A 25,594-nucleotide genomic window follows, 5' to 3' on the forward strand; every position below is an offset into this window, starting at 1 on the left:
GATGTTAGGTAACTACTAGACTCGGGGCGTGCTCTTCCGCATCGACACCGCCTCCGGCGAGCCGCTGTACGCCCAGCTCGCCGCGCAGGTCCGCTCCGGCGTCGCCCGGGGCGAGCTGCGCGCCGGCGAGCGCCTGCCGTCCGCCCGCGAGCTCGCCGGGGCGCTCGACGTCAACCTGCACACCGTCCTGCACGCCTACCAGGACCTGCGGGACGAGGGCGTCATCGAGCTGCACCGGGGCCGCGGCGCCGTCGTGGCCGCCCGCGCCGGCGCCGACCTCACCGAGCTGCACGACGCCGTCGCCCGGCTGGCGCAGGTCGCGCGCCGGCTCGCCGTCGCCCCGGAGACCGTCACCACCCTCGTGAAGGAGGCCCTGCGATGACCGCACCGCACCCCGCCGCCCCGGCCGGGCCCGTGCCGCACCGAGCCAGCAGCGTCCTGCTGTGCGGCGTGGTCCCGCTCGTCGTCGTCGCCGCCGCCGCCGGCGTCGCGCTCTCGTGGGCGCCCGACCTGCCCGACCCCGTCGCGATCCACTGGGGCCCCTCGGGCGTCGACGGGTTCGACACCCTGCCCCGCCTGCTCCTCGGCACGGGCGCGGTCGCGCTCGTCCTCGCGGCGGGCGCGCTCGTCCTGGCCGTCGTCGCCGGCCGTCAGGCGTCCGTGCGCCGCCTCTGCGCCGGCATGGCGACCGGGCTGTCGGTCGGGCTGTCGGCGCTGGTCCTGGGCGTGCTGCACGCGCAGCGCGGGCTGACGGACGCGCGGGACGTCGGGGACGTGGGCGCGGCGGTCACGGCGATGCTCGTCGGCGGGCTCGTCGCCGGAGCCCTCGCCGCGTGGGCGACCCCCGGCGACCGCGCGCTCCCCGCGGACCGCCCGGTCGACCCGGACGCGCCCCGGGTGCCGCTGGCCGAGCACGAGCGGGCCGCGTGGACCCGGACCGCGTCGGGGTCGACCGTGCTGGTGGCCGGGGGCGCGGCCGTGCTGCTCGTCGCCGGCCTCGCGGTCACGATGCCGATGCCCGCGCTGTGGCTGCTGGTCGTCGTCCTCGCGGCCCTGCTGGGCGCCATGTCGGTGTTCCGCGTGCGGGTCGACGCCGCCGGGCTCACGGCCCGGTCCGCGCTCGGCTGGCCGACGCTGCGGGTGCCGCTCGACGAGGTCGAGGAGGCGCGCACGGTGACGGTCGACCCGTTCGCCGACTTCGGCGGCTGGGGCTACCGCGTCGGTGCGCAGGGGCGCGTGGGCGTGGTCCTGCGCAGGGGCGAGGGCCTCGAGGTCCGGCGCACGGGCGGCCGCGCCATGGTCGTGACCGTGGACGACGCCGCCACCGCCGCCGCCCTGCTCAACACGCTCGCGGACCGCTCGCGCGGGGCTACCCGCGGGTAACGTGTCGCCGCGTGCGCCGGCCGACCGGCGGGTGCGTCGACGGCGACGGAGGACCACGGATGCGACTGGGCTACCACACCGGCTACTGGTCGGCGGGTCCGCCCCCGGGTGCGCAGGAGGCGGTGCACGCCGCCGACGCGCTCGGCCTGGACTCCGTCTGGACCGCCGAGGCGTACGGGTCCGACGCCTTCACACCGCTCGCGTGGTGGGGCGCCGGGACCCGGCGCGTGCGGCTCGGCACCGCGATCGCGCAGGTGTCCGCCCGCACCCCGACGGCGACCGCGATGGCCGCGCTGACGCTCGACCACCTGTGCGGGGGCCGGTTCGTGCTGGGGCTGGGCGCCTCGGGCCCGCAGGTCGTCGAGGGCTGGTACGGCCAGCCGTACCCGCGCCCGCTGGCCAGGACGCGGGAGTACGTCGCGGTCGTGCGGCAGGTGCTCGCCCGCGAGGCGCCCGTGCGGTTCGACGGGGACTTCTACCGGCTGCCGCTGCCGGCGGACGAGGGGGCGGGGCTCGGCAAGGCGCTGCGCTCGACGGTCCACCCCCTGCGCGCGGACCTGCCGATCCACCTGGCGGCGGAGGGGCCGCGCAACGTCGCGCTGGCGGCCGAGATCGCCGACGGCTGGCTGCCCCTCTTCTACTCCCCGCGCATGGACGCGGAGTACCGGACCCGGCTGGCGGACGGGTTCGCCCGGCGGTCGGCCGCGCTGCGCCCGGCCGAGGACTTCGAGGTGGTCGCGACCGTGCCGGTGGTGCTCGCCGGGTCGGTGGAGGAGGCGGCCGACGTCGTGCGCCCGTTCGTCGCGCTGTACGCGGGCGGCATGGGCGCCAAGGGGGCGAACTTCCACCGGGACGTGCTCGACCGGCTCGGGTACGCGGAGGCGTGCGACGAGGTGCAGGCGCACTTCCTCGCGGGCGACCGGGCACGCGCGGCCGCGGCCGTGCCGACGGAGCTCGTGCGCGACGTGGCGCTGGTCGGCACGGAGGACGACGTCCGCGCGCAGCTGCCGGCGTGGCGGGCGACGGCGATCACGACGGTCCTCGCGCAGACGGACCCGCGCACGCTGCCCCGGCTCGCCGCGCTGTGGGCGCAGGAGGAGGCCGGCACGGCCGCGGGTGACTGAGCGGGTCAGCGCGCGCGGTCCGCGCCGGCGCGCGCGGTCCGCGCCGGCGAGGCGCGCCCGAGGGGGCGGGAGGTGCGACCTCCCGCCCCCTCGGCGCGCCCGCGGACGGACGTCGTTGCCCCGGTCCTGGACGCACGGCTACAGTGCGTCCGAGACGTGGTCACCGCGTCTCAGCCAGCGAGACCACGCCGGACGGACGGAGGAGGACGACATGACGACGTCGCGCGCGCTCCTCCCCGTCGCCCCGTCGGCGCTCATGTGCCGGTGCTGTCGGTCGTGCTGCTGCACGCCCCGCACCGGCGCCCGCTGACCCCAGCACGCCGACCCGCTCCCCCGCGGGTCACGCCGGTGCCCGCCCCCTCGTGGGCGCCCGGCCCGCCGGACGTCCGCGCCCGACCCCCGGGACGTCCCCATGGCCCTCACCACCCCGGTCCGCACGGACCGCCCCGCGCACGGCGTCGTGCTGCAGGACGTGCGCCGCACGTTCGCGACAGCCGCAGGCACCCGGCCGGTGCTGCGCGGCGTCGACCTCGAGCTGCACGCCGGTGAGATCGTCGCGCTGGTCGGGCCCTCCGGCTGCGGCAAGTCGACGCTGCTGCGGCAGGTGAGCGGCCTCGACACCCCCGACGGCGGACGCGTCCTGCTCGACGGCACCCCCGTGGCGGGCATCGACCGCCGCACGGCCGTGGCGTTCCAGGAGCCGCGGCTGCTGCCCTGGCGGACGCTCGCCGCGAACGTCGCGCTCGGGCTGCCCCGCGGGACGCCGAAGGACGCCGGCCGCGCCCGCGTGGCCGAGCTCCTGCGCCTCGTCGGCCTCGGCGAGTCGGCCGACCTGCGGCCGCGGCAGGTCTCGGGCGGCATGGCGCAGCGCGCGTCCCTGGCCCGTGCCCTCGCCCGCAACCCCGGCGTGCTGCTGCTGGACGAGCCGTTCGGCGCCCTCGACGCCCTCACGCGGCTGCGCATGCAGGACCTGCTGCTCGACGTGCACGCGGCGGAGCCGGCGACGGTCCTGCTCGTCACGCACGACGTCGAGGAGGCGCTCTACCTCGCGGACCGCGTGCTCCTCCTGCGCTCGCTCGCAGGCGGCGCGGAGGACCTCGGCAGCGTCGCGCGCGTCATCGACGTGCCCGGCCGCCGGCCCCGCGACCGCGCGGACCACCGCCTCGCGGAGCTGCGCGCCGAGCTGCTCGAGGGCCTGGGCGTCGCCACCCACCACGTCCGCCCGGGCGACCCCGACGCGCACCACTCGATCTGACCACCTCCCCCTCCCGCTCCCGGCCCCGGCCGCCTCCCCGAAGGACCACCGATGACCCTGCGCACCTCCGTCCCCGCCACCGCGCTGGCCCTCGCGACCGCCCTGGCGCTGGCCGGCTGCGTGCCCGGCGAGGGCTCCGCCCCGGCCGCCGCCGAGCCCGCAGGCACCGCGTCCGGCGACGCCGGTTGGAGCACCGACACGCTCGACATCGACTTCGCGACGTACAACCCGCTGAGCCTGGTCATCAAGGACCAGGGCTGGCTGGAGGAGACGTTCGGCGACGAGGTCACCGTGAACTGGGTGCAGTCGGCCGGGTCGAACAAGGCGAACGAGGCGCTGCGCGCGGGCGCCGTGGACGTCGGCTCGACGGCCGGCTCGGCGGCGCTGCTCGCGCGCTCGAACGGCTCGCCCATCCGCACGATCGACATCTACTCCCAGCCGGAGTGGTCGGCGATCGTCGTGCCGGCCGGCTCGGACATCACGTCGGTCGCGGACCTCGCGGGCCGCTCGGTCGCGGCCACCAAGGGGACGGACCCCTACTTCTTCCTGCTCCAGTCGCTGGAGGAGGCCGGTGTCCCGCTCGACCAGGTCGAGGTGCAGAACCTCCAGCACGCCGACGGGCGCACCGCTCTCGAGCAGGGCTCGGTCGACGCGTGGTCGGGCCTCGACCCGATCATGGCGGCGAGCGAGGCCGAGTCGGGCACGCAGCTGATCTACCGCAACATCGACTTCAACACCTACGGCTTCCTCAACGCGACCGAGGACTTCCTCGAGCAGAGCCCCGACGTCGCGCAGGCGGTCGTCGACGCGTACGAGAAGGCGCGCGCGTGGGCGCAGGAGAACCCGGACGAGGTCGTGGCGATCCTCGCCGAGGTCGCGGGCATCGAGCCGGCCGTGGCGGCCAAGGTCATCGGCGAGCGGACGAACCTCGCCGTCGACCCGGTCCCGGGCGACGCGCAGCGCGAGGTGCTCGAGGTGGTCGGGCCGATCTTCGTGGAGTCGGGCGACGTCGCGAGCCAGGACGACATCGACAGGGCCCTCGAGGCGCTGTTCGAGCCCCGGTTCGCGCAGGAGGCCGACCCCTCGCGCATCGACGGCTGACCCGACCGCGGCGCCCCGCTCCCCCGGCGGGGCGCCACGGACCCGACCGCCCCTCCTCGTCCCCCAGGAGCAGTCATGACCGACCACGTCGCCGGGACCGGCACCGGCCCCGTCACCGACCGCGCGGGCCGCCCGCTGCGCGCGCTCAACCCGTTCGACGCGATGCGCGGTGCCGACGCCGCGCCCGCCGGCGCCGCCGCACCCGGACGAGCGCGGGGCGGCTTCTGGTCGCGCCGCGTCGTGCGGGTCGTCGGCGGCGCGCTGCTGCCGCTGCTCCTGCTCGCCGTGTGGCACGCCGTGACGGCCGGCGGCCTCGTGCCGCCGTACCAGCTGCCCGCACCGGCCTCGGTGTGGGACGCCGCGCTCGACCTGCTCGCGCGCGGCCAGCTGCAGACGCACGTCGCGATCTCCGTGCAGCGCGTGCTCATCGGGTTCGTCACCGGTGCGGCGGTCGGCCTGGTGCTCGGCTCGCTCGTGGGCCTGTCGCGGGCCGCGGACGTGCTGCTCGCCCCGCTGCTCGGCGCGGTGCGGGCCGTGCCGTCGCTCGCGTGGGTGCCGCTGCTCATCCTCTGGCTGAAGATCGGCGAGGAGTCGAAGGTCACGCTGATCGCGATCGGCGCGTTCTTCCCCGTGTACACCACGGTCGCGGCCGCCCTGCGGCACGTCGACCCGCACCTGGTCGAGGCGGGGCGCGCGTTCGGCCTGCGCGGCGTGCGGCTGCTGCAGACGGTGCAGCTGCCCGCCGTCCTGCCGTCCGTGCTGTCCGGGCTGCGGCTCGCCCTCGCGCAGGCGTGGCTGTTCCTCGTGGCGGCCGAGCTCATCGCGTCGTCGATGGGGCTGGGCTTCCTGTTGAACGACTCCCAGAACAGCGGCCGCGTGGACCGCATCCTGCTCGCGATCGTGCTGCTCGCGCTGCTGGGCAAGCTGTCCGACTCCCTCGTCGCCCTCGGCGAGCGCGCGCTCCTGCGGAGGTACGCATGAGCACCATCACGGCCCTGCAGACCGAGACGCGCACGTACGCGCCGCCGCCCGAGCTGGCCGCCGCCGCGAACGTCGGCCCCGACGCGTGGGAGCGCGCCGAGGCCGACCCGGTGGGGTTCTGGGAGGACGCCGCCCGGCGTCTGCGCTGGGACACGCCGTGGCACACGGCGCACACGTGGGCGCCGCCGGTGCCGGTGCCCGGCGGCGCCGAGGACGAGCTGACCGTGCCGGAGGCCCGCTGGTTCGTCGGCGGACGCCTCAACGTGGCCGTGAACTGCGTGGACCGCCACGTCGACGAGGGCCGCGGCGACGTCGTCGCGCTGCACGTCGAGGGCGAGCGCGGCGACCGCCGCTCGCTCACGTACGCGCAGCTCCAGCGCGAGGTGGCCCGCGCCGCCAACGCGCTCACGGCGCTCGGCGTCGGCCCGGGCGACCGCGTCGTCGTCTACCTGCCCGTGCTCGCCGAGACGGTCGTCGTGACGCTCGCGATCGCCCGCATCGGCGCCGTGCACTCGCTCGTGTTCGGCGGGTTCTCGGCCGAGGCGCTGCGGTTCCGCGTGCAGGACACCGGCGCGAAGGTCCTCGTGACGAGCGACGGCCAGGTCCGCCGCGGCGTGGACGTCGAGGTCAAGTCCACCGCCGACGCGGCCGTCGCGGGGCTGGACCACGTCGAGCACGTGCTCGTCGTGCGCAGGACCGGCCAGGACGTCCCGTGGACCGAGGGCCGCGACGTCTGGTGGCACGACGTGGTCGACACCGCGCCGGAGGTGCACGAGGCGGAGTCGTTCGACGCGGAGCACCCGCTGTTCGTCATCTACACGTCGGGCACCACCGGGCGGCCGAAGGGCCTCGTGCACACGGCCGGCGGGTACCTCACGCACGCGGCCTGGTCGTACTGGGCGGCCTTCGACCACAAGCCGTCGGACGTGCACTGGTGCACCGCGGATCTCGCGTGGGTCACCGCGCACACGTACGTCCTGTACGGGCCGCTCGCGAACGGCGCGACCCAGGTGGTCTACGAGGGCACGCCCGACACGCCGCACCGCGCCCGGCACCTCGAGGTGATCGAGCGCTACGGGGTCACGACCTACTACACGGCGCCGACGCTGATCCGGACGTTCATGACCTGGTTCGGCGACGACCTGCCGGCGCGGGCCGACGGCAGCGCGTACGACCTGTCGACGGTCCGCCTGCTCGGCACGGTCGGCGAGGCCATCAACCCCGAGGCGTGGGTGTGGTTCCGGCGCACGTTCGGTGCCGACCGCGCGCCCGTGGTCGACACGTGGTGGCAGTCCGAGACGGGTGCCGCGATGATCGCGCCCCTGCCGGGCGTCACGACCCTCAAGCCCGGGTCGGCCACACGGCCGCTGCCCGGCGTCGCGGCGAAGGTCGTCGACGAGGACGGTGTCGAGGTGGGGCCCGGCGAGGGCGGCTTCCTCGTCGTCGAGCGCCCCTGGCCGGGCATGGCCCGCACCGTGTGGCGCGACCCGCGGCGCTACCTCGACGCGTACTGGCGGCGCTTCGCCGGCCACGGTCCGCACGGGGGGTACTTCCTCGCCGGGGACGGCGCGTCCTACGACGAGGACCGGTACGTGTGGCTGCTGGGCCGCATCGACGACGTCATCAACGTGTCCGGCCACCGGCTGTCGACCATCGAGGTGGAGTCCGCGCTCGTGGCGCACCCCGCCGTCGGCGAGGCGGGCGTGGCGGGCGTCGCCGACCCGGTGACGGGTCAGGCGATCGCGGCGTTCGTCGTGCCGGCCGCGCCGCCCGGCGACGTCGACGACCACACCGCGTGGGTCGCCGCCGCCGAGGAGGTCCGCGAGGCGCTGCGCGCGCACGTGGCCGCCGAGATCGGGCCGGTCGCCAAGCCGCGCCACGTGCTGGTCGTGCCGGAGGTCCCCAAGACGCGGTCCGGCAAGATCATGCGTCGGCTGCTCACGCAGCTCGTCGAGGGCACGCCGCTGGGCGACACGACCTCGTTGCAGAACCCGTGGGCCGTCGACCAGGTGGCCGCGCTCGTCGCGGCGGCCGGGCTGCGCACGACCCCCTGACCACCCGTCCCCGACCACCGCTGCGGCACGGCGACCCCGCGCCGCGGCACCACGGCCGTCCCCCCGCGGCCCCCGTCCCCCGAGGAGCACCGTGAGCGAGCACCGCTTCGGCTTCCGCACCCGCGCTCTGCACGCCGGCGGCATCCCCGACGCCGCGACGGGCGCGCGCGCCGTGCCGATCTACCAGACGACGTCGTTCGTCTTCCAGGACACCGCCGACGCCGCGAACCTGTTCGCGCTGCAGAAGTACGGGAACATCTACTCCCGCATCGGCAACCCCACGGTCGCGGCGCTCGAGGAGCGCATCGCGTCGCTCGAGGGCGGCATCGGCGCGGTCGCGACGTCGTCCGGCATGGCGGCGGAGTTCATCACGTTCGCGGCGCTCGTCGGCGCGGGCGACCACGTCGTCGCCTCGGCGCAGCTCTACGGCGGCACGGTCACGCAGCTCGACGTCACGCTGCGCCGGTTCGGCGTCGAGACGACGTTCGTGGCCGGGACCGACCCGGCGGACTACGCCGCGGCGATCCGCCCGGAGACGAAGGTCGTCTACACCGAGGTCGTGGCGAACCCCTCCGGCGAGGTCGCGGACCTGGCCGGGCTCGCCGAGGTCGCGCACGCCGCCGGCGTGCCGCTCGTCGTGGACTCGACGCTCTCGACCCCGTACCTGATCCGGCCGCTCGAGCACGGCGCCGACGTCGTCATCCACTCGGCCACCAAGTTCCTCGGCGGGCACGGCACGACGCTCGGCGGCGTCGTCGTGGAGTCGGGCCGGTTCGACTGGGGCAACGGGAGGTTCCCGCAGATGACCGAGCCCGTGCCGTCCTACGGCGGCGTGAGCTGGTGGGAGAACTTCGGCGAGTACGGGTTCCTCACGAAGCTGCGCTCGGAGCAGCTGCGCGACATCGGGCCGGCGCTGTCGCCGCAGTCCGCGTTCCAGCTGCTGCAGGGCGTCGAGACCCTCCCGCAGCGCCTCGACGCGCACCTGGCGAACGCGCGCGTCGTCGCCGAGTGGCTCGAGGCCGACCCGCGCGTCGGCTACGTCCTGTGGGCCGGCCTGCCGTCCCACCCGCACCACGAGCGCGCGCGGCGGTACCTGCCCCTCGGGCCCGGGTCGGTGTTCGCGTTCGGCCTGCGGGAGACCGCGGAGCGCAGCGGCCGGGAGGTGGGGCGGCGGTTCATCGAGGGCCTGCAGCTCGCGAGCCACCTGGCGAACGTGGGCGACGCCCGCACCCTCGTCATCCACCCCGGGTCGACGACGCACCAGCAGCTGTCGGCCGAGCAGCTCGTCGCGGCGGGGGTCCCGGAGGACCTCGTACGGATCAGCGTCGGCCTCGAGGACGCGGAGGACATCGTGTGGGACCTCGACCAGGCCCTGACCACCGCGACCGGGCTCGACCGGTCGGGCACCCCCGTGGCCGACGCGGACGCGACGGCGGTGGCCCGGTGAGCGCCCGCACCTGGCAGGGGCCGAGCGCGCCGGAGCGGCTGTCGATCCTGCGCGGCACGCGCTCGATCGCGATCGTCGGCGCGTCGGCCAACCCGTCCCGCGCGTCGTACTTCGTCTCGACGTACCTGCTGTCGAGCTCGCCGTACGACGTCTACTTCGTCAACCCGCGCGCCACGGAGATCCTCGGCCGGCCGGTGTACCCGTCGCTCGACGCGCTGCCGGTCGTGCCGGACCTCGTCGACGTCTTCCGCCGGCACGACGACCTGCCGACCGTGCTGGACGAGACCGTCGCGGTCGGTGCCCGCACCCTCTGGCTCCAGCTCGGGTCGTGGCACGAGGACGTCGCCCGCCGCGGCGAGGAGGCCGGGCTCCAGGTCGTCATGGACCGCTGCGTGAAGATCGAGCACGCGCGCTTCCACGGGGGGCTGCACCTGGCCGGGTTCGACACCGGCGTCATCAGCTCCCGCCGGGCGCTGGGCTGACCCGCACCGCGGGTCCCGGGCCGACGCACGGCCCCGGGACCCGCGGCGTCGCTCAGTCCTCCGGGAACCACACCGCCGCGCGCAGGCGCACGCGCGTGCCGTCCTCGGTGAGCGGGGTGCCCTCGGCGCGCAGGTGCTCCAGCGCCCGCGCGAGGTGGTGCGCCGGGGGCGAGCCGGCCGCGTTCACGACGCGCCACCACGGCACGTCCCCGTCCCCGCGCGCGAGCACCTGACCCACCTGCCGGGGGCCGCCGCGCGCCGGCCGGCCGGCGGCGAGCGCACGGTCGGCGACCACCTCGGCGACGAGCCCGTAGGTGATGGCGCGCCCGGGCGGGACGGCGGCGACGACCGCACGGACCTCGGCCGCGTACGACTCGTCCACGCTCACGACCTCCGCACGACGACGACCGCCCGGTCGTCGTCGTCGGGTGCCCGCATGCCGTCCAGCACCGCCGACGCGCCGCCGCCCCCGGCCGCCACGACGGCCTCGACCACGCCCAGCAGCCGGTCGATCCCCTGGTCCAGGTCCCGCCCGGGCGACTCCACGAGCCCGTCGGTGTACAGGACGACGACGTCGCCCGGGCGCAGCGTGCCCGTGCGGACGCGGGGCGCGATGCCGTCGACGACGCCGAGCGCGGGCCCCGGCTCGGCCGCCAGCAGCTCCACCCGCCCGCACTCGGCGTCGAGCAGGACGGGCGGCGGGTGCCCGGCCGCGGCGAGCGTCCAGTCCCCGGTCCGCAGGTCGACCGCGAGGTGCACGGCGGTGGCGAAGCCCTCGTCCCACGCCTGGTCGAGCAGGTACGCGTTCGCGGCGGGCAGGAAGCGTGGCGGATCCATCGCGCCGAGCAGGCCGCCGAAGGCGCCCGACAGCTGCAGCGACCGGACGCCGGCGCCCTGGCCCTTGCCGGAGACGTCGACGAGCGCCACCTCGAGCCGCCGGCCCTCGACGAGCCGCGTCACCACGAAGTCTCCCGAGAACCCCGCGCCGTGGGCCGAGCGCACCTCGACCTCCGCGGACCACCCCGGCGGCAGCGGCGGCACCCGGGCGCCCGCGCTCAGCCGGTCCCGCAGGTCGACGAGCATGAGCGCGCCCGGCGCTCCCTGCAGGCCCAGCCGCACCCGCTCCCACGAGAAGACGAGCACCGCCGCGCACGCGAGCAGCAGGACGACGGCGGCGCCCGGCGGCATCGTCGGGGTCGCGACCACCGCGAGCAGCGTGGTGAGGCCGAGCACGACGGCGACGACGAGGACGAGCGCCCGCCACCGCAGCACCGAGGCGGCGACGAGCAGCAGGAGCACGAACGCCGACGGCGAGAACCAGCGGGGGTCGCGCGCGACGGCGACGGCGAGCGCGACGCCGGTGAGGACGAACGCCAGCGTGAGCACGGCCTGGGACCACGCGCCCACGACACGACGGGCCGCGCGGCGCACGAGCGCCACGGCGCCACCGGTCCCCCTCCCCGCGCCCACCTCGTGAGATTAGTGGGCGCGATCGGCCGGGCGCACGGGGAGTGCACCAGGTCAGCGGCCACATCGCATGCCCCGGGCGCGGCTCTCGCCCACCATGGGCCCATGAGCGACCTCCCCGAGGGCTACCGCCTCCTCCAGCTGCCCGCGGAGCGGCAGGACGAGTTCCTGGCCGTCGACCGACTCGCGTTCGTCGTCCCCCCGGACCCCGCCGTCGACGCGGTGGTCCCGTTCCCCGTCCCGCACGACCGCATGGTCGGCGTCGAGGCGCCGGACGGCTCCGTCGCCGCGGTGCACGGCTCCTACCCCTTCCGGCTCCCCGTGCCCGGCGGGGTCGTGCCCTGCGCCGGCCTCACCTGGGTCGGGGTGCGCCCCGACCAGCGCCGGCGCGGCCTGCTGCGCGCGATGGTCCGCGCGCACCTCGACCGCTCCCTGGCCCGCGGCGAGGTCGTGTCGGCGCTGTTCGCCGCCGAGGCGCCCATCTACGGGCGGTTCGGGTACGGGTGCGCGGCCGACGACCTGCGGCTGACCCTGCCGCGCCGGGCGGCCCTGCGTCCCGTCGCGGGCAGCGCGGAGCTGGACGTGCGCCTCGAGGCGGCGGACGTGGAGCGCCACGGCGCCCTGATCGACGACCTGCACGTCCGGGCCGGCGCCGGCCGTCCCGGCTGGGCGACGCGCACGACGCCCGCGCTGCGGACGCGTGCCCTGGTCGACCCGCCGCCGTGGCGGGACGGCGCGGAGCCGCTGCTGGTCGCCCTCGTCGCCGACGCGGCGGGCGAGGTCCGCGCGGCTGCGACGTTCGCGCGCAAGCCGGCGTGGGAGCCCTCCGGGCCGGCGTTCGTGGTGAAGGTGCGCGAGGCCCTCGCGGTCGACGCCGCCGCCGCGCACCGCCTGTGGTCGTTCCTGCTCGACCTCGACCTCACCGCCACGGTGGAGACGCCGATGCTGCCGGTCGACGACGTGCTCACGCACCTGCTCGTCGACCCCCGCCCGGGGCGTCCGCGGCTCGCCGACAACGTCTGGGTGCGCCTGCTCGACCTGCCGGCCGCGCTGGCCTCGCGGCGGTACGCGGCGCCGCTCGACGTCGTGCTCGACGTGCGGGACGGCCTGCTGCCGCAGAACGCGGGGCGCTGGCGGCTCGCGGCCGCCCCGGACGACGCCGTCGAGGTGACGCGCACCGACGCCGAGCCGGACCTCGTGCTCGACGTGCGCGAGCTCGGCGCGGCCTACCTCGGCGGGCGCTCCCTCGCCGCGATGGCGCGGGCGGGGCTGGTCACGGTCCGCGACGGCGTGGACGTCGACGCGGTGGCGGCGGCCCTCGCCTGGCCCGTCGCCCCCGTGTGCAGCTGGGTGTTCTGACCGGGCTCGTGTCAGCCGCGCGAGCGCTCGTACGCCGCCATCTCGTCGATGCGGCGCTGGTGGCGCGGGTCGCCGCTGAACGGCTCCGCGAGGAACGCGTCGACGAGCGCGAGGGCCTCGTCCACGGAGTGCTGGCGCGCACCGATCGCGACCACGTTCGCGTCGTTGTGCTGGCGGCCGAGCCGGGCGGTGTCGAGGTTCCACGCGAGCGCCGCGCGCACGCCCGTCACCTTGTTGGCGGCGATCTGCTCGCCGTTGCCGGACCCGCCGATGACGACCGCGAGCGAACCGGGGTCGGCGACGACGGCCTCACCGGCCGCGATGCAGAAGGACGGGTAGTCGTCCTCCTTGTCGTACTCGTGCGCGCCGTGGTCCACGACCTCGTGGTCCGCGGCGCGCAGGTGCTCGACGAGCGCGGCCTTGAGCTCGTACCCGGCGTGGTCGGCGGCGACGTGGATGCGCATGGGGTCATCCTGCCGCAGCGCGACGTCTACGACGCACCCGCGTCCGTAGGCTGTCGCGCATGACCCGCAGCGGACTCCCCCTCGAGGACCTGGACCCGACGACGCGCCCCCAGGACGACCTGTACGCCTACGTGAACGGCCGCTGGGCCGCCTCCCACGTCATCCCCCCGGACCGCGCGATGGACGGCACGTTCCGCGCCCTGCACGACGAGGCCGAGCGCCAGGTCCGCGACATCATCACGGACGCGGCGGCGGCCGGCGGCGACGCCGACGGCGTCGAGGCGAAGATCGGCGCGCTGTACGCGAGCTTCATGGACACCGACGCCGTGGAGGCGGCCGGGCTGGAGCCGCTGCGCGAGGACCTCGCCCTCGTCGACCGCGCGACCACGTCGCAGGAGCTGACCGCCGCGCTGGGTGCGCTGCAGCGCACGGGTGCCGCGGGCGTCGTGGAGTTCTACGTCGACAACGACGCCAAGGACCCCGACACGTACGTCGTGCACCTCGTCCAGGGCGGCCTCGGCCTGCCCGACGAGGCCTACTACCGCGAGGAGCAGCACGCCGCGCTGCTGGCGGCGTACCGGCCGCACGTGGCGCGCATGCTCGGGCTCGTCCGGGACGTGTCGGGCGTCGTCGGCGCGGGCGACCCGGAGGACCTGTCCGAGCGCGTGGTCGCCCTCGAGACCCGCCTCGCTGCGGCGCACTGGGACGTCGTCAAGGACCGCGACGCCGACCTGACCTACAACCCGATGACGCTGGCCGAGCTCGCGGAGCGTGCGCCGGGCTTCGACTGGCGGGCGTGGGCCGTGGCCCTCGGCGCGCCCGAGGGTGCGCTGGACCGCCTGGTGGTGCGCGAGCCGTCGTTCGCCGAGGGCTTCGCGCAGGCGTGGACCGACGTGCCCCTCGCGGACTGGCAGGCCTGGGCGACGTACCACGTGGTCTCCTCGCGCGCCCCGTACCTGACGGACGCGCTGGTGCAGGCGAACTTCGACTTCTACGGCCGCACGCTCACCGGCGCGCAGGAGCTGCGCGAGCGGTGGAAGCGGGGCGTGGGCCTCGTGCAGGGCGCGCTCGGCGAGGCGGTCGGCAAGGTGTACGTCGAGCGGCACTTCCCGCCGACGCACAAGGAGCGCATGGACGCCCTCGTCGGCCACCTCATCGAGGCCTACCGCGAGTCGATCTCCCGTCTCGACTGGATGGGCGAGGAGACCCGCGCGAAGGCGCTCGCGAAGCTCGAGAAGTTCACGCCCAAGATCGGCTACCCGGTGCGCTGGCGCGACTACTCGGCCCTCGAGGTGCGCGCGGACGACCTGGTCGGCAACGTGCGCCGCGCGAACGCGTTCGAGCAGGACCGCGAGCTGGGCAAGATCGGCAACCCGATCGACCGCGACGAGTGGTTCATGACCCCGCAGACCGTGAACGCCTACTACAACCCGGGGATGAACGAGATCGTGTTCCCCGCGGCGATCCTGCAGCCGCCGTTCTTCGACGCCGACGCGGACGACGCGGTGAACTTCGGCGGGATCGGGGCCGTCATCGGCCACGAGATCGGGCACGGGTTCGACGACCAGGGGTCGAAGTACGACGGCGACGGCCGGCTCGAGGACTGGTGGACGGCCGAGGACCGCGCCGAGTTCGAGCGGCGGACGAAGGCGCTCGTCGCCCAGTACGACGGCTACTCCCCGAAGCAGCTCGGCGGCACCCACCACGTGAACGGCGAGCTCACCGTCGGCGAGAACATCGGCGACCTCGGCGGGCTCGCGATCGCGATCACCGCCTACCGCATCGCGCTGGGCCGCCCCCTGGAGGAGGCGCCCGTGCTCGACGGGTACACGGGCCTGCAGCGCGTGTTCCTCGGGTGGGCGCAGTCGTGGCGGACGAAGGGCCGCGACGAGGAGGTGGTCCGGCGCCTGGCGACCGACCCGCACGCGCCGGACGAGTTCCGCTGCAACGGCGTCGTGCGCAACATCGACGAGTTCTACGCCGCGTTCGACGTGCAGCCCGGCGACGGGCTGTGGCTCGACCCGGCGGACCGCGTCCACATCTGGTGACGCCCGCCGGTCGGTGCCGCTCCGCGCAGGGGCGGCACCGGCCGGGAGGCTCAGGGCAGCTCGCTCCAGTCGGCGCGGGCGAGCCGGAAGCCCACACCGCCCGGGCCGGTGCAGGTCACGCCGTCGGTGCCGGCCCCGCACGTCCAGTCGCCGACCGTCGTCTCCCTGCCGTACTCGAGGCGGGTCGCGCCGGGCGCGGCGACCGCCGGCGGCTCGTCCTCGACGCACGCGAACGCGAAGCCCTGCGCGTCGAGCCGCACGACGTTGCCCGTCGTGCCCTCGCACCCGGCGACCTGCGGGGGCGCGTAGGTGAAGCTCGCGATGCGGCACTCGACGCCGCCCGCGGTCATGTCGCAGCCGATGTTGCCGCTGGGCAGCACGAACGAGACCGGCTCCGGCTCGGCCGTCGCCTCGCCCGTGGGCGCGGCCGTGCCCGTCGCGGTCGGCCCGCCCGCGGCGCCCTCGTCCGGGCCGCCCCCGCGCAGGGCGAAGAGCAGCACGACGAGCACCACGACGAGCACCACGTCGACCGCGAGGAACGCCTTCATGCCGGGGCTGAGCCCGGCGAGCCCACGGCCGGCCATCAGGACCCCCGCGCCGCCCCGCCGTCGGGGGCGTCGTCGAGGATCGGTCCGACGGTGCGCGTGCGCTTGAGCTCGTAGAAGCCGGGCACGCTCGTGACCAGCGCGAGCCCGTCGAAGAGCCGGCCCGCGTCCTCGCCCTTCGGTGCGGGCGTCATGACCGGGCCGAAGAAGCCGACGCCGTCGATCGCGACGACGGGCGTGCCGACGTCGTCGCCGACGAGCTCCATCGCCTGCGCGTGGGAGGCACGCAGCAGGTCGTCGACCTCCTGCGTGGCGGCCACGTCGGCGAGCGCGGCGGGCAGCCCGACCTCGGCGAGGGACTCCGCGACGATCGCGTCGGTGTCACGGCGCCCGCCGGGGTGCCGGCGCGTGCCCATCGCGTCGTACAGCGGCTTGAGGACCTCGTCGCCGTGGTCGCGCGCGGCGGCGACGAGGACGCGGACCGGACCCCACGACTCGTCCATGAGGCGCCGGTAGTCCTCGGGCAGGTCGCGTCCCTCGTTGAGCACCGACAGGCTCATGACGTGCCAGCGGACGTCGACGTCGCGGACGCGCTCGACCTCGGTCATCCACCGCGACGTCATCCACGCCCACGGGCAGGCGGGGTCGAACCAGAAGTCGACGACGGGCACGGGCCACTCCTTCCGACAGGGGCGACGGCGACCCTGCCGCAGGGGCGGCAGGACGTCGGCGTCGCGCGGGGGCAAGCCCATCACACGACGCCCGGCCACGCGAAACCACCCAGGTCACCCACGGGGGCGGGCGGGGGCACCGTGGCATGATCGTCCCGGCCGCGACCCCGCGGCCCGTACGACCGTCACGGCCGACCCCGTACCTGCCCGCGCCACCCGCGCCCCGGGCCCCGCGCCCACCGCAGGGCGTCGCCGACCCGGCGGTCGCCGCCGACCTCCTCGCGGCCACCGCCGCCGACCGATCGGAGCCGATCCGTGCCCGGAGAGAACCTCACCCGTGCCGAGGCCGCGGAGCGCGCCGCGCTCGTGCGCACGCACGCGTACGACGTCGCGCTCGACCTGACGACGAGCCCGAAGACGTTCGGGTCCGTCACGACGGTGCGCTTCTCGGCGACGCCGGGGGCGAGCACGTTCGTCGACCTCATCGCGCCGGCCGTGCACGAGGTCGTGCTCAACGGGCGCAGCCTCGACCCGGCGCAGGTCGTCTCCGACTCCCGCATCCGGCTGGACGACCTCGCCGAGGAGAACGAGCTGCGGGTCGTGGCCGAGTGCGCCTACATGCACACCGGCGAGGGCCTGCACCGGTTCGTCGACCCGGTCGACGACGAGGTGTACCTGTACAGCCAGTTCGAGGTCGCGGACTCCCGCCGCGTGTTCGCGGTGTTCGAGCAGCCCGACCTCAAGGCGACGTTCACGTTCACGGTGACGGCGCCCGCGCACTGGACCGTGGTGTCCAACTACCCGCAGGTGGGTGAGCCGGAGCGCGTCGAGGGCGGGCAGAACCGCAACGGCGGCCGCGACGAGGGCACCGCGACGTGGCGGTTCGAGACCACGCCCCGCATCTCGTCGTACGTCACCGCGGTCGTCGCGGGGCCGTACCACGGCGAGCACCACTCGCTCGTGAGCGCGGACGGCCGGACGATCCCGCTCGGCGTGTACTGCCGCGCCTCGCTCGCCCAGCACCTCGACACCGACGAGATCCTGGACGTCACGCGCGCCGGCTTCCGGTTCTACGAGGAGCGCTTCGGCGTCCCCTACCCCTTCGCGAAGTACGACCAGCTGTTCGTGCCGGAGTTCAACGCGGGGGCGATGGAGAACGCCGGCGCGGTCACGTTCCTCGAGTCGTACGTCTTCCGGTCCAAGGTCCCCGAGGCCACCGTCGAGCGCCGCGCCGTGACGATCCTGCACGAGCTCGCGCACATGTGGTTCGGCGACCTCGTGACGATGCGCTGGTGGGACGACCTGTGGCTGAACGAGTCGTTCGCGGAGTACGCGTCGACCCTCGCCGCAGCCGAGGCCACGCGCTGGACGTCCGCGTGGACGACCTTCTCCTCGCTGGAGAAGTCGTGGGCGTACCGGCAGGACCAGCTGCCCTCGACCCACCCGATCGTGGCGGACATGCGCGACCTGGAGGACGTCGAGGTCAACTTCGACGGCATCACGTACGCCAAGGGCGCCTCGGTGCTCAAGCAGCTCGTCGCCTGGGTCGGCCAGGAGCAGTTCTTCGCCGGCGTGCGCGCGTACTTCGCGAAGCACGCGTGGGGCAACACGCAGCTGCGCGACCTGCTCGCCGAGCTCGAGGAGACGTCCGGCCGCGACCTGTCGGCGTGGTCGGCGCTGTGGCTCGAGCAGGCCGGCGTGACGCTGCTGCGCCCGGCGGTGGAGGTCGACGCGGACGGCACCGTCACCTCGTTCGCGGTGCTGCAGGAGGTCCCCGAGGAGCACCCGACGCAGCGGCCGCACCGGCTCGCGATCGGCGGGTACGACGTGCAGGACGTCGACGGCGCGCCGCGCCTGGTCCGCACGGTGCGCGTCGAGCTCGACGTGGACGGCGAGCGCACCGAGGTGCCGGAGCTCGTCGGCCGCCCGCGGCCGGCCCTGCTGCTCGTCAACGACGACGACCTCGCGTACGCGAAGGTCCGTCTCGACGAGGCGTCGATGGCCACCGCGATCGCGCACCTCGACGGGTTCACCGACTCCCTGCCCCGCACGCTCGTGTGGGCCGCCGCCTGGGACGCCACGCGCGACGGGGAGACGCCCGCCCGCGACTTCGTGGACCTCGTGCTGAACAACGTCGCGCACGAGACGGACTCGTCCGTCGTGCTCGTGCTGCTGCGCCAGCTCACCACGACGCTCGACCTCTACGTCGCCCCCGAGCACCGCGCGGCCGCGCAGGTGGCCGCGGCCGACCGGCTGCTGGCCCTGGCGCAGGCCGCGCCGGCCGGCTCGGACCTGCAGCTGCAGCTCGTCAAGGCGTTCGCGGCCCGCTCGCGCACGCAGGCCCAGCTCGACGCGGTCGCGGACCTGCTCGACGGGCGGCGCACCCTCGACGGGCTGTCGGTGGACACCGACCTGCGGTGGGAGCTGCTGACGGCGCTCGTCGCGGGCGGCCGTGCCGGTGAGACGGACGTCGCGGCGCAGCTCTCGCAGGACGCGACCGCGACGGGTCAGCGCGCCGCGGCGGCCGCCCGTGCCGCGCTGCCGACGCCCGAGGCGAAGGAGCGCGCGTGGGCCGCCGTCGTCACGGGCGACGAGCTGCCGAACGCGCTGCAGGCCGCGACCATCAGCGGGTTCGGGCGCGTGCACGACGCCGGGCTCCTGCTGCCCTGGGTCGAGCCGTACTTCGCCGAGCTCGAGCGGGTGTGGTCCGAGAAGACGAACGAGATGGCGCAGAACGTCGTCCTCGGCCTGTACCCGACCCTGCTCGCCGACCACGCGGACGTCGACGTGCTGGGCGCCACCGACGCGTGGCTGGACGGGCACCCGGACGCCCCGGCGGCGCTGCGCCGCCTGGTGGCCGAGTCCCGCGACGGCGTGCGCCGGGCGCTGGCCGCCCAGGAGGCGGACCGCCGCCGCGGCTGACACGGCGCGGCACGAGGGGCGACGCACCGTCGGGTGCGTCGCCCCTCGTCATGTCGCAGGCGGTCCGGCTGCCGCCACCGCGCGCAGGAGCGCCGCGGCCTCGCGCGGCGAGCGCAGCCGCACGACGCGGGTCGTGCCGGACGCCGCGAGCGCTGCGTAGCGCTCGCGGTACGCGTCGTGCATCGTCCACGACCACCGCACGATGTTCTCCTCCGGGTCGCGGCGCAACAGGTTGCCCAGCCGCTCCCGGTTGCCGTGCCAGAGCTCCTGGCGGGTGAGGCCGCGGCGGAGCGTGCGCCGCACGACGCGGCCCATCACGGTGCGACGGGGGTAGTCCAGCCAGACCACGGTGTCCGCGTCGTCGAGCATCCCGGCCAGGCGCGACTGCCAGCTGCCGTCGACCACCCAGCCGTCCGTGCCGGCGAGGCGCGCCCGCAGGTCCGCCCGGCCCTCGGCCGGGTCGCGGTGCACCCAGCCCGGCCCCCAGAACACCTCGTCCAGCTCGACGTGCGGCACGCCGAGCGCGGCCGCGAGCGCCCGCGCGTACGTCGTCTTCCCCGCCCCGGAGTTGCCGACGACGCGGACGCGCCGCAGGGGCGGGCCCGGCGGGAGGAGACGCTCCCCCGGGGTCATCCCTCGTTCATGACGCGCGCCAGCGAGGCGAACCGCGCGCTCGTGAACAGGTCGTCCAGGAGCACGAGGTTGCCCGTGCCGTCGGCGAGCGGCACCTTCCAGTTCGGGTACTCCTGGTCGGTCCCCGGCTGGTTCTGCGCCCGGCGCTCCCCCACCGCGTCGGCGAGCGAGACACCCACGAGCACGGACGGGGTCGCGAGCACCCAGCGGTGCAGCGCCTCCACGACCTCCCGCTCGGACGGGTCGTCCCCGAGCAGGCCCCGCGAGCGCAGCGCGTCCAGCATGCGCTCGCGCTCCGCGTCGGCCTCGGCCTGGACCTCGCGCAGCGGCTTGGTGAGCAGCCCGAGCCGCTCGCGCAGCTGCACGTGCTCACCGGCGAGGTACCCCGCCGTGGGCGGCAGGTCGTGCGTCGTGACGGTCGCCAGCACCTCGCGGCGGTACCGCTCGGGAGGGAGCGGGCCGTCCTCGGTCTGCTCGAACCACAGCACGGACGTGCCGAGGACGCCGCGGTCCGCCAGGTAGTCGCGCACCCACGGCTCGACGGTCCCCAGGTCCTCGCCGATGACCACGGCGCCGGCACGGTGCGCCTCGAGCGCGAGGATGCCGACGAACGCCTCGTGGTCGTACCGCACGTACGCGCCCTCGGCGGCGCTGTTGCCCTCGGGCACCCACCAGAGGCGGAACAGGCCGATGACGTGGTCGATGCGGATCGCGCCCGCGTGCCGCAGCACGGTGCGCAGCATGTCGCGGTACGGCTTGTAGCCGGCGCGCGCCAGCTCCGTCGGGTGCCAGGGCGGCTGCGACCAGTCCTGCCCCTGCTGGTTGTACATGTCCGGCGGCGCCCCGACGGACGCACCCGTGGCGAGCACGTCGCGCAGGGCCCAGGAGTCCGCGCCGACCGGGTGCACCCCCACGGCGAGGTCGTGCATGATCCCGAGCGTCATGCCGCCGTCCAGGGCGGCCTGCTGGGCGCGGCCCAGCTGCTCGTCGGCGACCCACTGCAGCCAGGACCAGAACCGCACCTTGTCGGCGAGCTCGACCGCGGCGGCGACGACCTCGTCCGACCACGGGTCGTGCAGCGCGTCCGGCCACGTCTCCGGCGGCCCGTACCGCTCGACGAGCGCGCACCACAGCGCGAACGTCCGCAGCCCCTCGCCCTGCTCCTCCACGAACGCGTCGAACGCCGCCTGGCGCGCGGCCGAGCGGGGCTGCGCGTGGACGACCTCCAGGGCGGCCCGCTTGGCCGCCCACACCGCGTCGCGGTCGATCGGCCCGGGGTCGACGTCGAGCGGCAGCACGGGCTCGGCCGCCCACTCGACGAGCGCCCGGTCGGCCGCGGACAGGTACCCGGCCTCGCGCACGTCCTCGGGGCGCACGTACAGCGGGTTGACGAAGCGGCGCGTGGTCGGCAGGTAGGGGCTCGGCGTCAGGGGCTCGACCGGCTCCGCGGCGTGCAGCGGGTTGATGAGCAGGAAGTCGGCGCCCTGCCGGCCCGCGAGCCAGCCGAGCTCCGCCAGGTCGGCCAGGTCCCCCACGCCCCACGACCGCTGCGAGCGCACGGAGTAGAGCTGCGCCATGAGGCCCCACGCGCGTCCGTCGCGCAGCTGCTCGGGCAGCTCCAGGCGGTCCGGGGTCACGACGACCGGGCTGTGCGCCTGCGCGCTCGGGCCCTCCGCCCAGACCTCGTGCCAGCCGAGCGGCAGGTCCGCCGGCAGCGTGAAGGTGGCGCGGCCGACCAGCCGGCCGTCGACGGTGCGCGGCTCGACGTACACGTCGGCCTGGGGCACCTCGCGCCGCCCGCCCCCGGCCTCGGGGTCGAGCTCGACCCACACCTCGACCGGGTCGCCGTGCGTGACGTGCACGGGCACCTGCACCTCGCGGCCCTCGCGCACCACGACGACGGGCGGCAGGGTCCGCCGCCACGGCATGTCCTCGACGTGGGCGAGGGCGAGCTCGATGCGCTCGGGGGTGGAGGCGTCGACGCCGAGCGCCGCGAGCACGGCGCGCAGCGTGTGCGCGCTGGCCTCGTGCTGCTCGCCGTCGTGGCCCTGGTACTGGCCGATCACGTCGTACGCCTCGGCGAGGCGCAGCAGGTCGTCGGACGGGCGGTCGGGCTGCTCGGGCACGCGTCGATCCTGCCACGCAGGTCCGTGACCTGCCCGGACAGCGCGCCACCGGCGTCCCGCACCTCGCAGCGGCGCGGCGCGACGGGCGCGGGAGCGGACCCCCAGGATCGGTCCGTAGCCTGTCGGACCATGACCGACGCCTCCACGCCGACACCCCTGGCCTACCCGCCCGCCCCGCGCGAGGACCTCGTCGAGGACCTGCACGGGCGCGCGGTCGCGGACCCGTACCGGCGCCTCGAGGACGCCCAGGACCCCGCCACGGTGGCCTGGTCCGCGGAGCAGGACGCCCTGTACGCCACCTACCGGGGCCGCGTCGAGGCCCGCGCGGCCGACGGGCCCTTCGGGACGGCGGCGCTGCGCGACCGCCTCGGGACGCTGCTCGGTGCCGGGTTCGTCTCGGCCCCGGCGTGGCGCGGGGAGCGTCGCTTCGTCTCGCGCCGCGCGGGCGACCAGGAGCACGCGGTGGTCGTGGTCGTCGAGCCGGACGGCGCCGGCGGCGAGCGCGAGCGCGTCCTCGTCGACCCGCTGCGCCTGGACCCGGCCGGCACGACCACCCTGGACGCGTGGCAGCCGTCCAAGGAGGGCCACCTGCTCGCCTACCAGGTGTCCAGCGGCGGCACGGAGGAGAGCGTCCTGCACGTGCTGGACGTCGCGACGGGCGAGCCCGTCGACGGGCCGGTCGACCGTGCGCGCTACTCCCCGGTCGCCTGGCTGCCCGGCGGCGAGGCGTTCTTCTACGTCCGCCGCCTCGCGCCGGACCTCGTGCCGGCCGACGAGCAGCAGTACCACCGCCGCGTGTGGCTGCACCGCCTCGGGACGTCCCCCGAGCAGGACGTCGAGGTGTTCGGCGCCGGCCTGGACCGCACCAACTACTACGGCGTGTCCGTCAGCCGCGACGGGCGCTGGCTCATCGTCTCCGCCTCGGCGGGGACGGCACCGCGCACGGACGTGTGGATCGCCGACCTCACCGCGGACGGCGGCCCGGGGGCGCCGGTGTTCACCGAGGTCGCGGTCGGGCTCGACGCGGAGGTGGGCGCGTGGGTGGGCCGCGACGGCCGGCTGTACGTGCACACCGACCTCGACGCCCCGCGCGGACGCGTGTGCGTGACCGACCCGACCACGCCCGGCGTGGAGCACTGGACGACGCTCGTCGCGCAGGACGGCACGGCGGTGCTCGAGGACGTCGCGCTCCTCGACGGCGGCGGCGACGACACGACGCCGGTGGAGCTGGTCGTCTCGTGGCGCCGCCACTCGGTGAGCGAGGTGACGCTGCACGACCCCGACACCGGCGAGCGCCGTCCCGGCGACGCGGGGACGCTCCCGCTGCCCGGGCTCGGGTCGATCTCCGGCCTCGTGACGCGGCCCGACGGCGGCACGTCGCTGTGGTTCTCGTACACCGACCACGTGACGGTGCCCCGGGTGCACCGCTACGACGCCGCGACGGGCGACCTGACCCTGTGGGCGACGCCGCCGGGCGCCGTGCCGGACCTGCCGGACGTGCATACCCGGCAGGTCGAGGTCACGAGCGCGGACGGCACGACCGTGCGCGCGTTCGTCCTCGCCCGCGCGGACCGCCTCGACGCCGACGGCCGCCCGCTCGCCCCCGCCCCCACCGTCCTGTACGGCTACGGCGGCTTCCAGGTCTCGCTCGACCCGGCCTACTCGGCGAGCACCCTCGCCTGGGTCGAGGCCGGCGGCGTCTACGTCGTGGCGAACCTGCGCGGCGGCGGCGAGGAGGGCGAGGAGTGGCACCGCGCCGGCATGCGCGGCGCCAAGCAGAACGTCTTCGACGACCTGTTCGCGGTCGCCGAGCACCTCGTCGCGCAGGGGTGGACGACGACCGACCGGCTCGCGGTGTGGGGCGGGTCCAACGGCGGCCTGCTCGTCGGCGCGGCCGTGACGCAGCGGCCCGACCTGTGGGCGGCCGCCGTGTGCTCGGCCCCGCTGCTCGACATGGTCCGCTACCAGCGCTTCGGGCTGGGCGTCACGTGGACGGAGGAGTACGGCGACGCCGACGTGCCGGAGGAGCTGGACTGGCTGCTCGGCTACTCGCCCTACCACCGCGTCGTCGACGGCACCGCCTACCCGGCCGTGCTGTTCACCGTGTTCGAGGGCGACACCCGGGTCGACCCCCTGCACGCCCGCAAGCTCGCCGCGGCGCTGCAGGCGGCGACGTCGTCCGACCCGGACGAGCGGCCCGTGCTGCTGCGGCGGGAGACGGGCGTCGGCCACGGCGGGCGCGCGCTGTCCCGGACCGTCGCGCTGTCGGCCGAGCAGCTGCAGTTCGTGGCGGACCGGACGGGCCTGCTCGACGCGCTCGACGCCGCCACGGCCGAGGAGGGCGCCGCGTGAGCCCTGCCCTGCTCGCCCTCGCCGGTGCCACGCCGTCGCCGACGGAGACCACCGACCCCCTGATCCCGCCGATCCCCGAGAACAGGACCGACCCGCTGGCGTGGCTCCACTCCTTCTGGGACTGGTTCACCGGCCTGCCCATGCGCATCGTGATCATCGTCGTCGTCGGCGCGCTCGTGCTGGCCCTGCTGCGCCGGCTCATCGGCTCGGTCACCAACCACATCGCGAGCGGCGACTCGCTGCTCGAGCGCGGCGTCCTCAAGCCGCTCGGCGGCAGCGAGGTGCGCTCGGTCCTGCAGAAGGCGAGCCCCGTGGCGGCCGCGCGCCGCACCCAGCGGGCCCGGACGATCGGCTCGGTCCTGCGCTCCACCGCGTCGGTGGTGGTCGGGTCGATCACCGCGATCCTGGTCCTCGACGCCCTCGGCGTGAACGTCGCCCCGCTGCTGACCTCCGCCGGCATCGTCGGCGTCGCCGTCGGCTTCGGCGCGCAGGCGCTCGTCAAGGACTTCCTGTCCGGGCTGTTCATGCTGCTCGAGGACCAGTACGGCGTCGGCGACGTCGTCGACGTGGGCCCGGCGACCGGCACCGTGGAGGCGGTCGCGCTGCGCGTGACGAAGATCCGGGACGCCGACGGCACCCTCTGGTACGTGCCGAACGGGTCGATGCTGCGGGTCGGCAACAAGACGCAGGGCTTCGGCACCGCGGTGGTCGAGCTCGACGTCGACTACTTCGCCGACCTCGACGAGGTGCGCGCCCTGCTGGAGCGGGCGGCGGCCGAGGTCGCCGCGGAGCCCGTGGTGGGCGCGTTCGTCCAGGGCTCGCCCACGGTCACCGGGGCCGAGCGGCTGAGCGCGGAGGCCGTCACGGTCAAGCTCAGCCTGCGCACCGAGCCGGGCAAGCACTGGGAGGTCGGCCGGCACCTGCGCGCGGCCGTGCGCCGGCACCTGACGGAGGCGGGCATCCCGCTGGGCGGTCAGCGGGACCTGCTCGCGGCGCACCGGGAGGAGCTGGCGGGGGCGTCGCCGCAGGCCGCGACGGGCGGCGACGACGACGCGCCGACCGAGGGCGACGCCCCTGCCGCGGCCGATCCGGCCGACGTGCAGGAGGACCGCGACCCGCACGACACGCCGGTGCACGACGCCGTGCACCCGGACCCGGGCCGGGGCACGCGCGCCTGAGA

At 75.8% G+C, this 25,594-nt stretch carries 21 protein-coding genes; 14 read left to right on the forward strand and 7 right to left on the reverse strand.

Annotation, left to right across the window (positions count from 1 at the left end):
* Positions 1–28 precede the first annotated feature (28 nt).
* The 9 genes from FB586_RS16835 (at position 29) to FB586_RS16875 (ending at position 9,827) form a co-directional block, all read left to right on the forward strand.
* Positions 29–382 carry a GntR family transcriptional regulator gene (locus tag FB586_RS16835; protein WP_136520489.1) on the forward strand — a complete coding sequence of 118 codons (354 nt, stop codon included), beginning with the start codon at positions 29–31 and terminating at the stop codon, positions 380–382.
* Positions 379–1,383 (forward strand): DUF1648 domain-containing protein, encoded by a 1,005-nt coding sequence (locus FB586_RS16840; RefSeq protein ID WP_136520490.1) that lies wholly within the window; start codon positions 379–381, stop codon positions 1,381–1,383. Before FB586_RS16835 ends, FB586_RS16840 begins: the two co-directional genes overlap by 4 nt.
* A 59-nt stretch (positions 1,384–1,442) precedes the next feature.
* Complete coding sequence (locus FB586_RS16845) at positions 1,443–2,507, forward strand: LLM class F420-dependent oxidoreductase (protein ID WP_136520491.1); 1,065 nt, start codon at positions 1,443–1,445, stop codon at positions 2,505–2,507.
* A 412-nt stretch (positions 2,508–2,919) separates the two neighbouring features.
* The gene (locus tag FB586_RS16850) at positions 2,920–3,762 is read left to right on the forward strand and encodes an ABC transporter ATP-binding protein (RefSeq protein WP_136520492.1); all 843 of its coding nucleotides are present in this window, start codon (positions 2,920–2,922) and stop codon (positions 3,760–3,762) included.
* A 51-nt stretch (positions 3,763–3,813) separates the two neighbouring features.
* A complete protein-coding gene (locus tag FB586_RS16855) occupies positions 3,814–4,863 on the forward strand; it encodes an aliphatic sulfonate ABC transporter substrate-binding protein (RefSeq protein ID WP_136520494.1) in 1,050 nt (349 codons plus the stop codon).
* 162 nt (positions 4,864–5,025) lie between these two features.
* Complete coding sequence (locus FB586_RS16860; protein ID WP_136520796.1) at positions 5,026–5,844, forward strand: ABC transporter permease; 819 nt, start codon at positions 5,026–5,028, stop codon at positions 5,842–5,844.
* The gene (gene acs, locus FB586_RS16865) at positions 5,841–7,898 is read left to right on the forward strand and encodes an acetate--CoA ligase (protein WP_136520495.1); all 2,058 of its coding nucleotides are present in this window, start codon (positions 5,841–5,843) and stop codon (positions 7,896–7,898) included. The genes FB586_RS16860 and acs overlap by 4 nt, the downstream gene beginning before the upstream one ends.
* 91 nt (positions 7,899–7,989) lie before the next feature.
* The gene (locus FB586_RS16870) at positions 7,990–9,345 is read left to right on the forward strand and encodes an O-acetylhomoserine aminocarboxypropyltransferase/cysteine synthase family protein (protein ID WP_136520497.1); all 1,356 of its coding nucleotides are present in this window, start codon (positions 7,990–7,992) and stop codon (positions 9,343–9,345) included.
* Positions 9,342–9,827, forward strand: a complete 486-nt coding sequence (locus FB586_RS16875; protein ID WP_136520498.1) for a CoA-binding protein — start codon at positions 9,342–9,344, stop codon at positions 9,825–9,827. The genes FB586_RS16870 and FB586_RS16875 overlap by 4 nt, the downstream gene beginning before the upstream one ends.
* A 52-nt stretch (positions 9,828–9,879) precedes the next feature.
* On the opposite strand, the gene FB586_RS19840 is transcribed toward FB586_RS16875, so the two are convergent.
* Positions 9,880–10,209 (reverse strand): MGMT family protein, encoded by a 330-nt coding sequence (locus FB586_RS19840; protein WP_222928385.1) that lies wholly within the window; start codon positions 10,207–10,209, stop codon positions 9,880–9,882.
* Between the two features lie 2 nt (positions 10,210–10,211).
* Positions 10,212–11,267, reverse strand: coding sequence for a PP2C family protein-serine/threonine phosphatase (locus FB586_RS16880; RefSeq protein WP_222928386.1), 1,056 nt, complete (start codon positions 11,265–11,267; stop codon positions 10,212–10,214).
* A gap of 132 nt (positions 11,268–11,399) precedes the next feature.
* Here FB586_RS16880 and FB586_RS16885 point away from each other — a divergent pair, with 132 nt between their 5' ends.
* Complete coding sequence (locus FB586_RS16885; protein WP_136520500.1) at positions 11,400–12,653, forward strand: GNAT family N-acetyltransferase; 1,254 nt, start codon at positions 11,400–11,402, stop codon at positions 12,651–12,653.
* Positions 12,654–12,664: 11 nt separating this feature from the next.
* Here the strand turns inward: FB586_RS16885 and FB586_RS16890 are convergent, their stop codons facing one another.
* The gene (locus tag FB586_RS16890; RefSeq protein ID WP_136520501.1) at positions 12,665–13,117 is read right to left on the reverse strand and encodes a ribose-5-phosphate isomerase; all 453 of its coding nucleotides are present in this window, start codon (positions 13,115–13,117) and stop codon (positions 12,665–12,667) included.
* 59 nt (positions 13,118–13,176) lie between these two features.
* On the opposite strand from FB586_RS16890, the gene FB586_RS16895 reads away from it, so the two are divergent.
* Complete coding sequence (locus FB586_RS16895; protein ID WP_136520502.1) at positions 13,177–15,165, forward strand: M13 family metallopeptidase; 1,989 nt, start codon at positions 13,177–13,179, stop codon at positions 15,163–15,165.
* 50 nt (positions 15,166–15,215) lie between these two features.
* Here FB586_RS16895 and FB586_RS16900 read toward each other — a convergent pair whose 3' ends face one another.
* Together FB586_RS16900 and FB586_RS16905 are read right to left on the reverse strand one after the other, a co-directional pair.
* Positions 15,216–15,749: a hypothetical protein gene (locus FB586_RS16900; protein ID WP_136520503.1), complete on the reverse strand. Its 534-nt coding sequence runs from the start codon at positions 15,747–15,749 to the stop codon at positions 15,216–15,218.
* Entirely contained in the window at positions 15,749–16,381 is a 633-nt protein-coding gene (locus FB586_RS16905) for a mycothiol-dependent nitroreductase Rv2466c family protein (RefSeq protein WP_136520504.1), read from the reverse strand. Before FB586_RS16905 ends, FB586_RS16900 begins: the two co-directional genes overlap by 1 nt.
* A 315-nt stretch (positions 16,382–16,696) precedes the next feature.
* Here FB586_RS16905 and pepN point away from each other — a divergent pair, with 315 nt between their 5' ends.
* Positions 16,697–19,303, forward strand: coding sequence for an aminopeptidase N (gene pepN / locus FB586_RS16910; RefSeq protein WP_136520506.1), 2,607 nt, complete (start codon positions 16,697–16,699; stop codon positions 19,301–19,303).
* 48 nt (positions 19,304–19,351) lie between these two features.
* On the opposite strand, the gene FB586_RS16915 is transcribed toward pepN, so the two are convergent.
* A complete protein-coding gene (locus FB586_RS16915; RefSeq protein ID WP_136520507.1) occupies positions 19,352–19,936 on the reverse strand; it encodes a P-loop NTPase family protein in 585 nt (194 codons plus the stop codon).
* Entirely contained in the window at positions 19,933–22,062 is a 2,130-nt protein-coding gene (gene malQ, locus FB586_RS16920; protein WP_136520508.1) for a 4-alpha-glucanotransferase, read from the reverse strand. Before malQ ends, FB586_RS16915 begins: the two co-directional genes overlap by 4 nt.
* A gap of 129 nt (positions 22,063–22,191) precedes the next feature.
* On the opposite strand from malQ, the gene FB586_RS16925 reads away from it, so the two are divergent.
* Complete coding sequence (locus FB586_RS16925; protein ID WP_136520510.1) at positions 22,192–24,414, forward strand: prolyl oligopeptidase family serine peptidase; 2,223 nt, start codon at positions 22,192–22,194, stop codon at positions 24,412–24,414.
* On the forward strand, positions 24,411–25,592 hold the full coding sequence (locus FB586_RS16930) for a mechanosensitive ion channel family protein (protein ID WP_246036875.1): 1,182 nt from the start codon (positions 24,411–24,413) through the stop codon (positions 25,590–25,592). Before FB586_RS16925 ends, FB586_RS16930 begins: the two co-directional genes overlap by 4 nt.
* The last annotated feature ends 2 nt before the right edge of the window (positions 25,593–25,594 follow it).

The organism is Cellulomonas telluris (assembly GCF_004886325.1).
Taxonomy (GTDB): Bacteria; Actinomycetota; Actinomycetes; order Actinomycetales; family Cellulomonadaceae; genus Cellulomonas; species Cellulomonas telluris.

Excerpts from the sequence above, each read along its gene's own strand:
- FB586_RS16840 (WP_136520490.1), top strand. The coding sequence starts at position 379 with ATGACCGCACCGCACCCCGCCGCCCCGGCCGGGCCCGTGCCGCACCGA.
- FB586_RS16845 (WP_136520491.1), top strand. The coding sequence starts at position 1,443 with ATGCGACTGGGCTACCACACCGGCTACTGGTCGGCGGGTCCGCCCCCG.
- FB586_RS16850 (WP_136520492.1), top strand. The coding sequence starts at position 2,920 with ATGGCCCTCACCACCCCGGTCCGCACGGACCGCCCCGCGCACGGCGTC.
- FB586_RS16855 (WP_136520494.1), top strand. The coding sequence starts at position 3,814 with ATGACCCTGCGCACCTCCGTCCCCGCCACCGCGCTGGCCCTCGCGACC.
- FB586_RS16860 (WP_136520796.1), top strand. The coding sequence starts at position 5,026 with ATGCGCGGTGCCGACGCCGCGCCCGCCGGCGCCGCCGCACCCGGACGA.
- acs (WP_136520495.1), top strand. The coding sequence starts at position 5,841 with ATGAGCACCATCACGGCCCTGCAGACCGAGACGCGCACGTACGCGCCG.
- FB586_RS16885 (WP_136520500.1), top strand. The coding sequence starts at position 11,400 with ATGAGCGACCTCCCCGAGGGCTACCGCCTCCTCCAGCTGCCCGCGGAG.
- FB586_RS16890 (WP_136520501.1), bottom strand. The coding sequence starts at position 13,117 with ATGCGCATCCACGTCGCCGCCGACCACGCCGGGTACGAGCTCAAGGCC.
- FB586_RS16895 (WP_136520502.1), top strand. The coding sequence starts at position 13,177 with ATGACCCGCAGCGGACTCCCCCTCGAGGACCTGGACCCGACGACGCGC.
- FB586_RS16900 (WP_136520503.1), bottom strand. The coding sequence starts at position 15,749 with ATGGCCGGCCGTGGGCTCGCCGGGCTCAGCCCCGGCATGAAGGCGTTC.
- FB586_RS16915 (WP_136520507.1), bottom strand. The coding sequence starts at position 19,936 with ATGACCCCGGGGGAGCGTCTCCTCCCGCCGGGCCCGCCCCTGCGGCGC.
- FB586_RS16925 (WP_136520510.1), top strand. The coding sequence starts at position 22,192 with ATGACCGACGCCTCCACGCCGACACCCCTGGCCTACCCGCCCGCCCCG.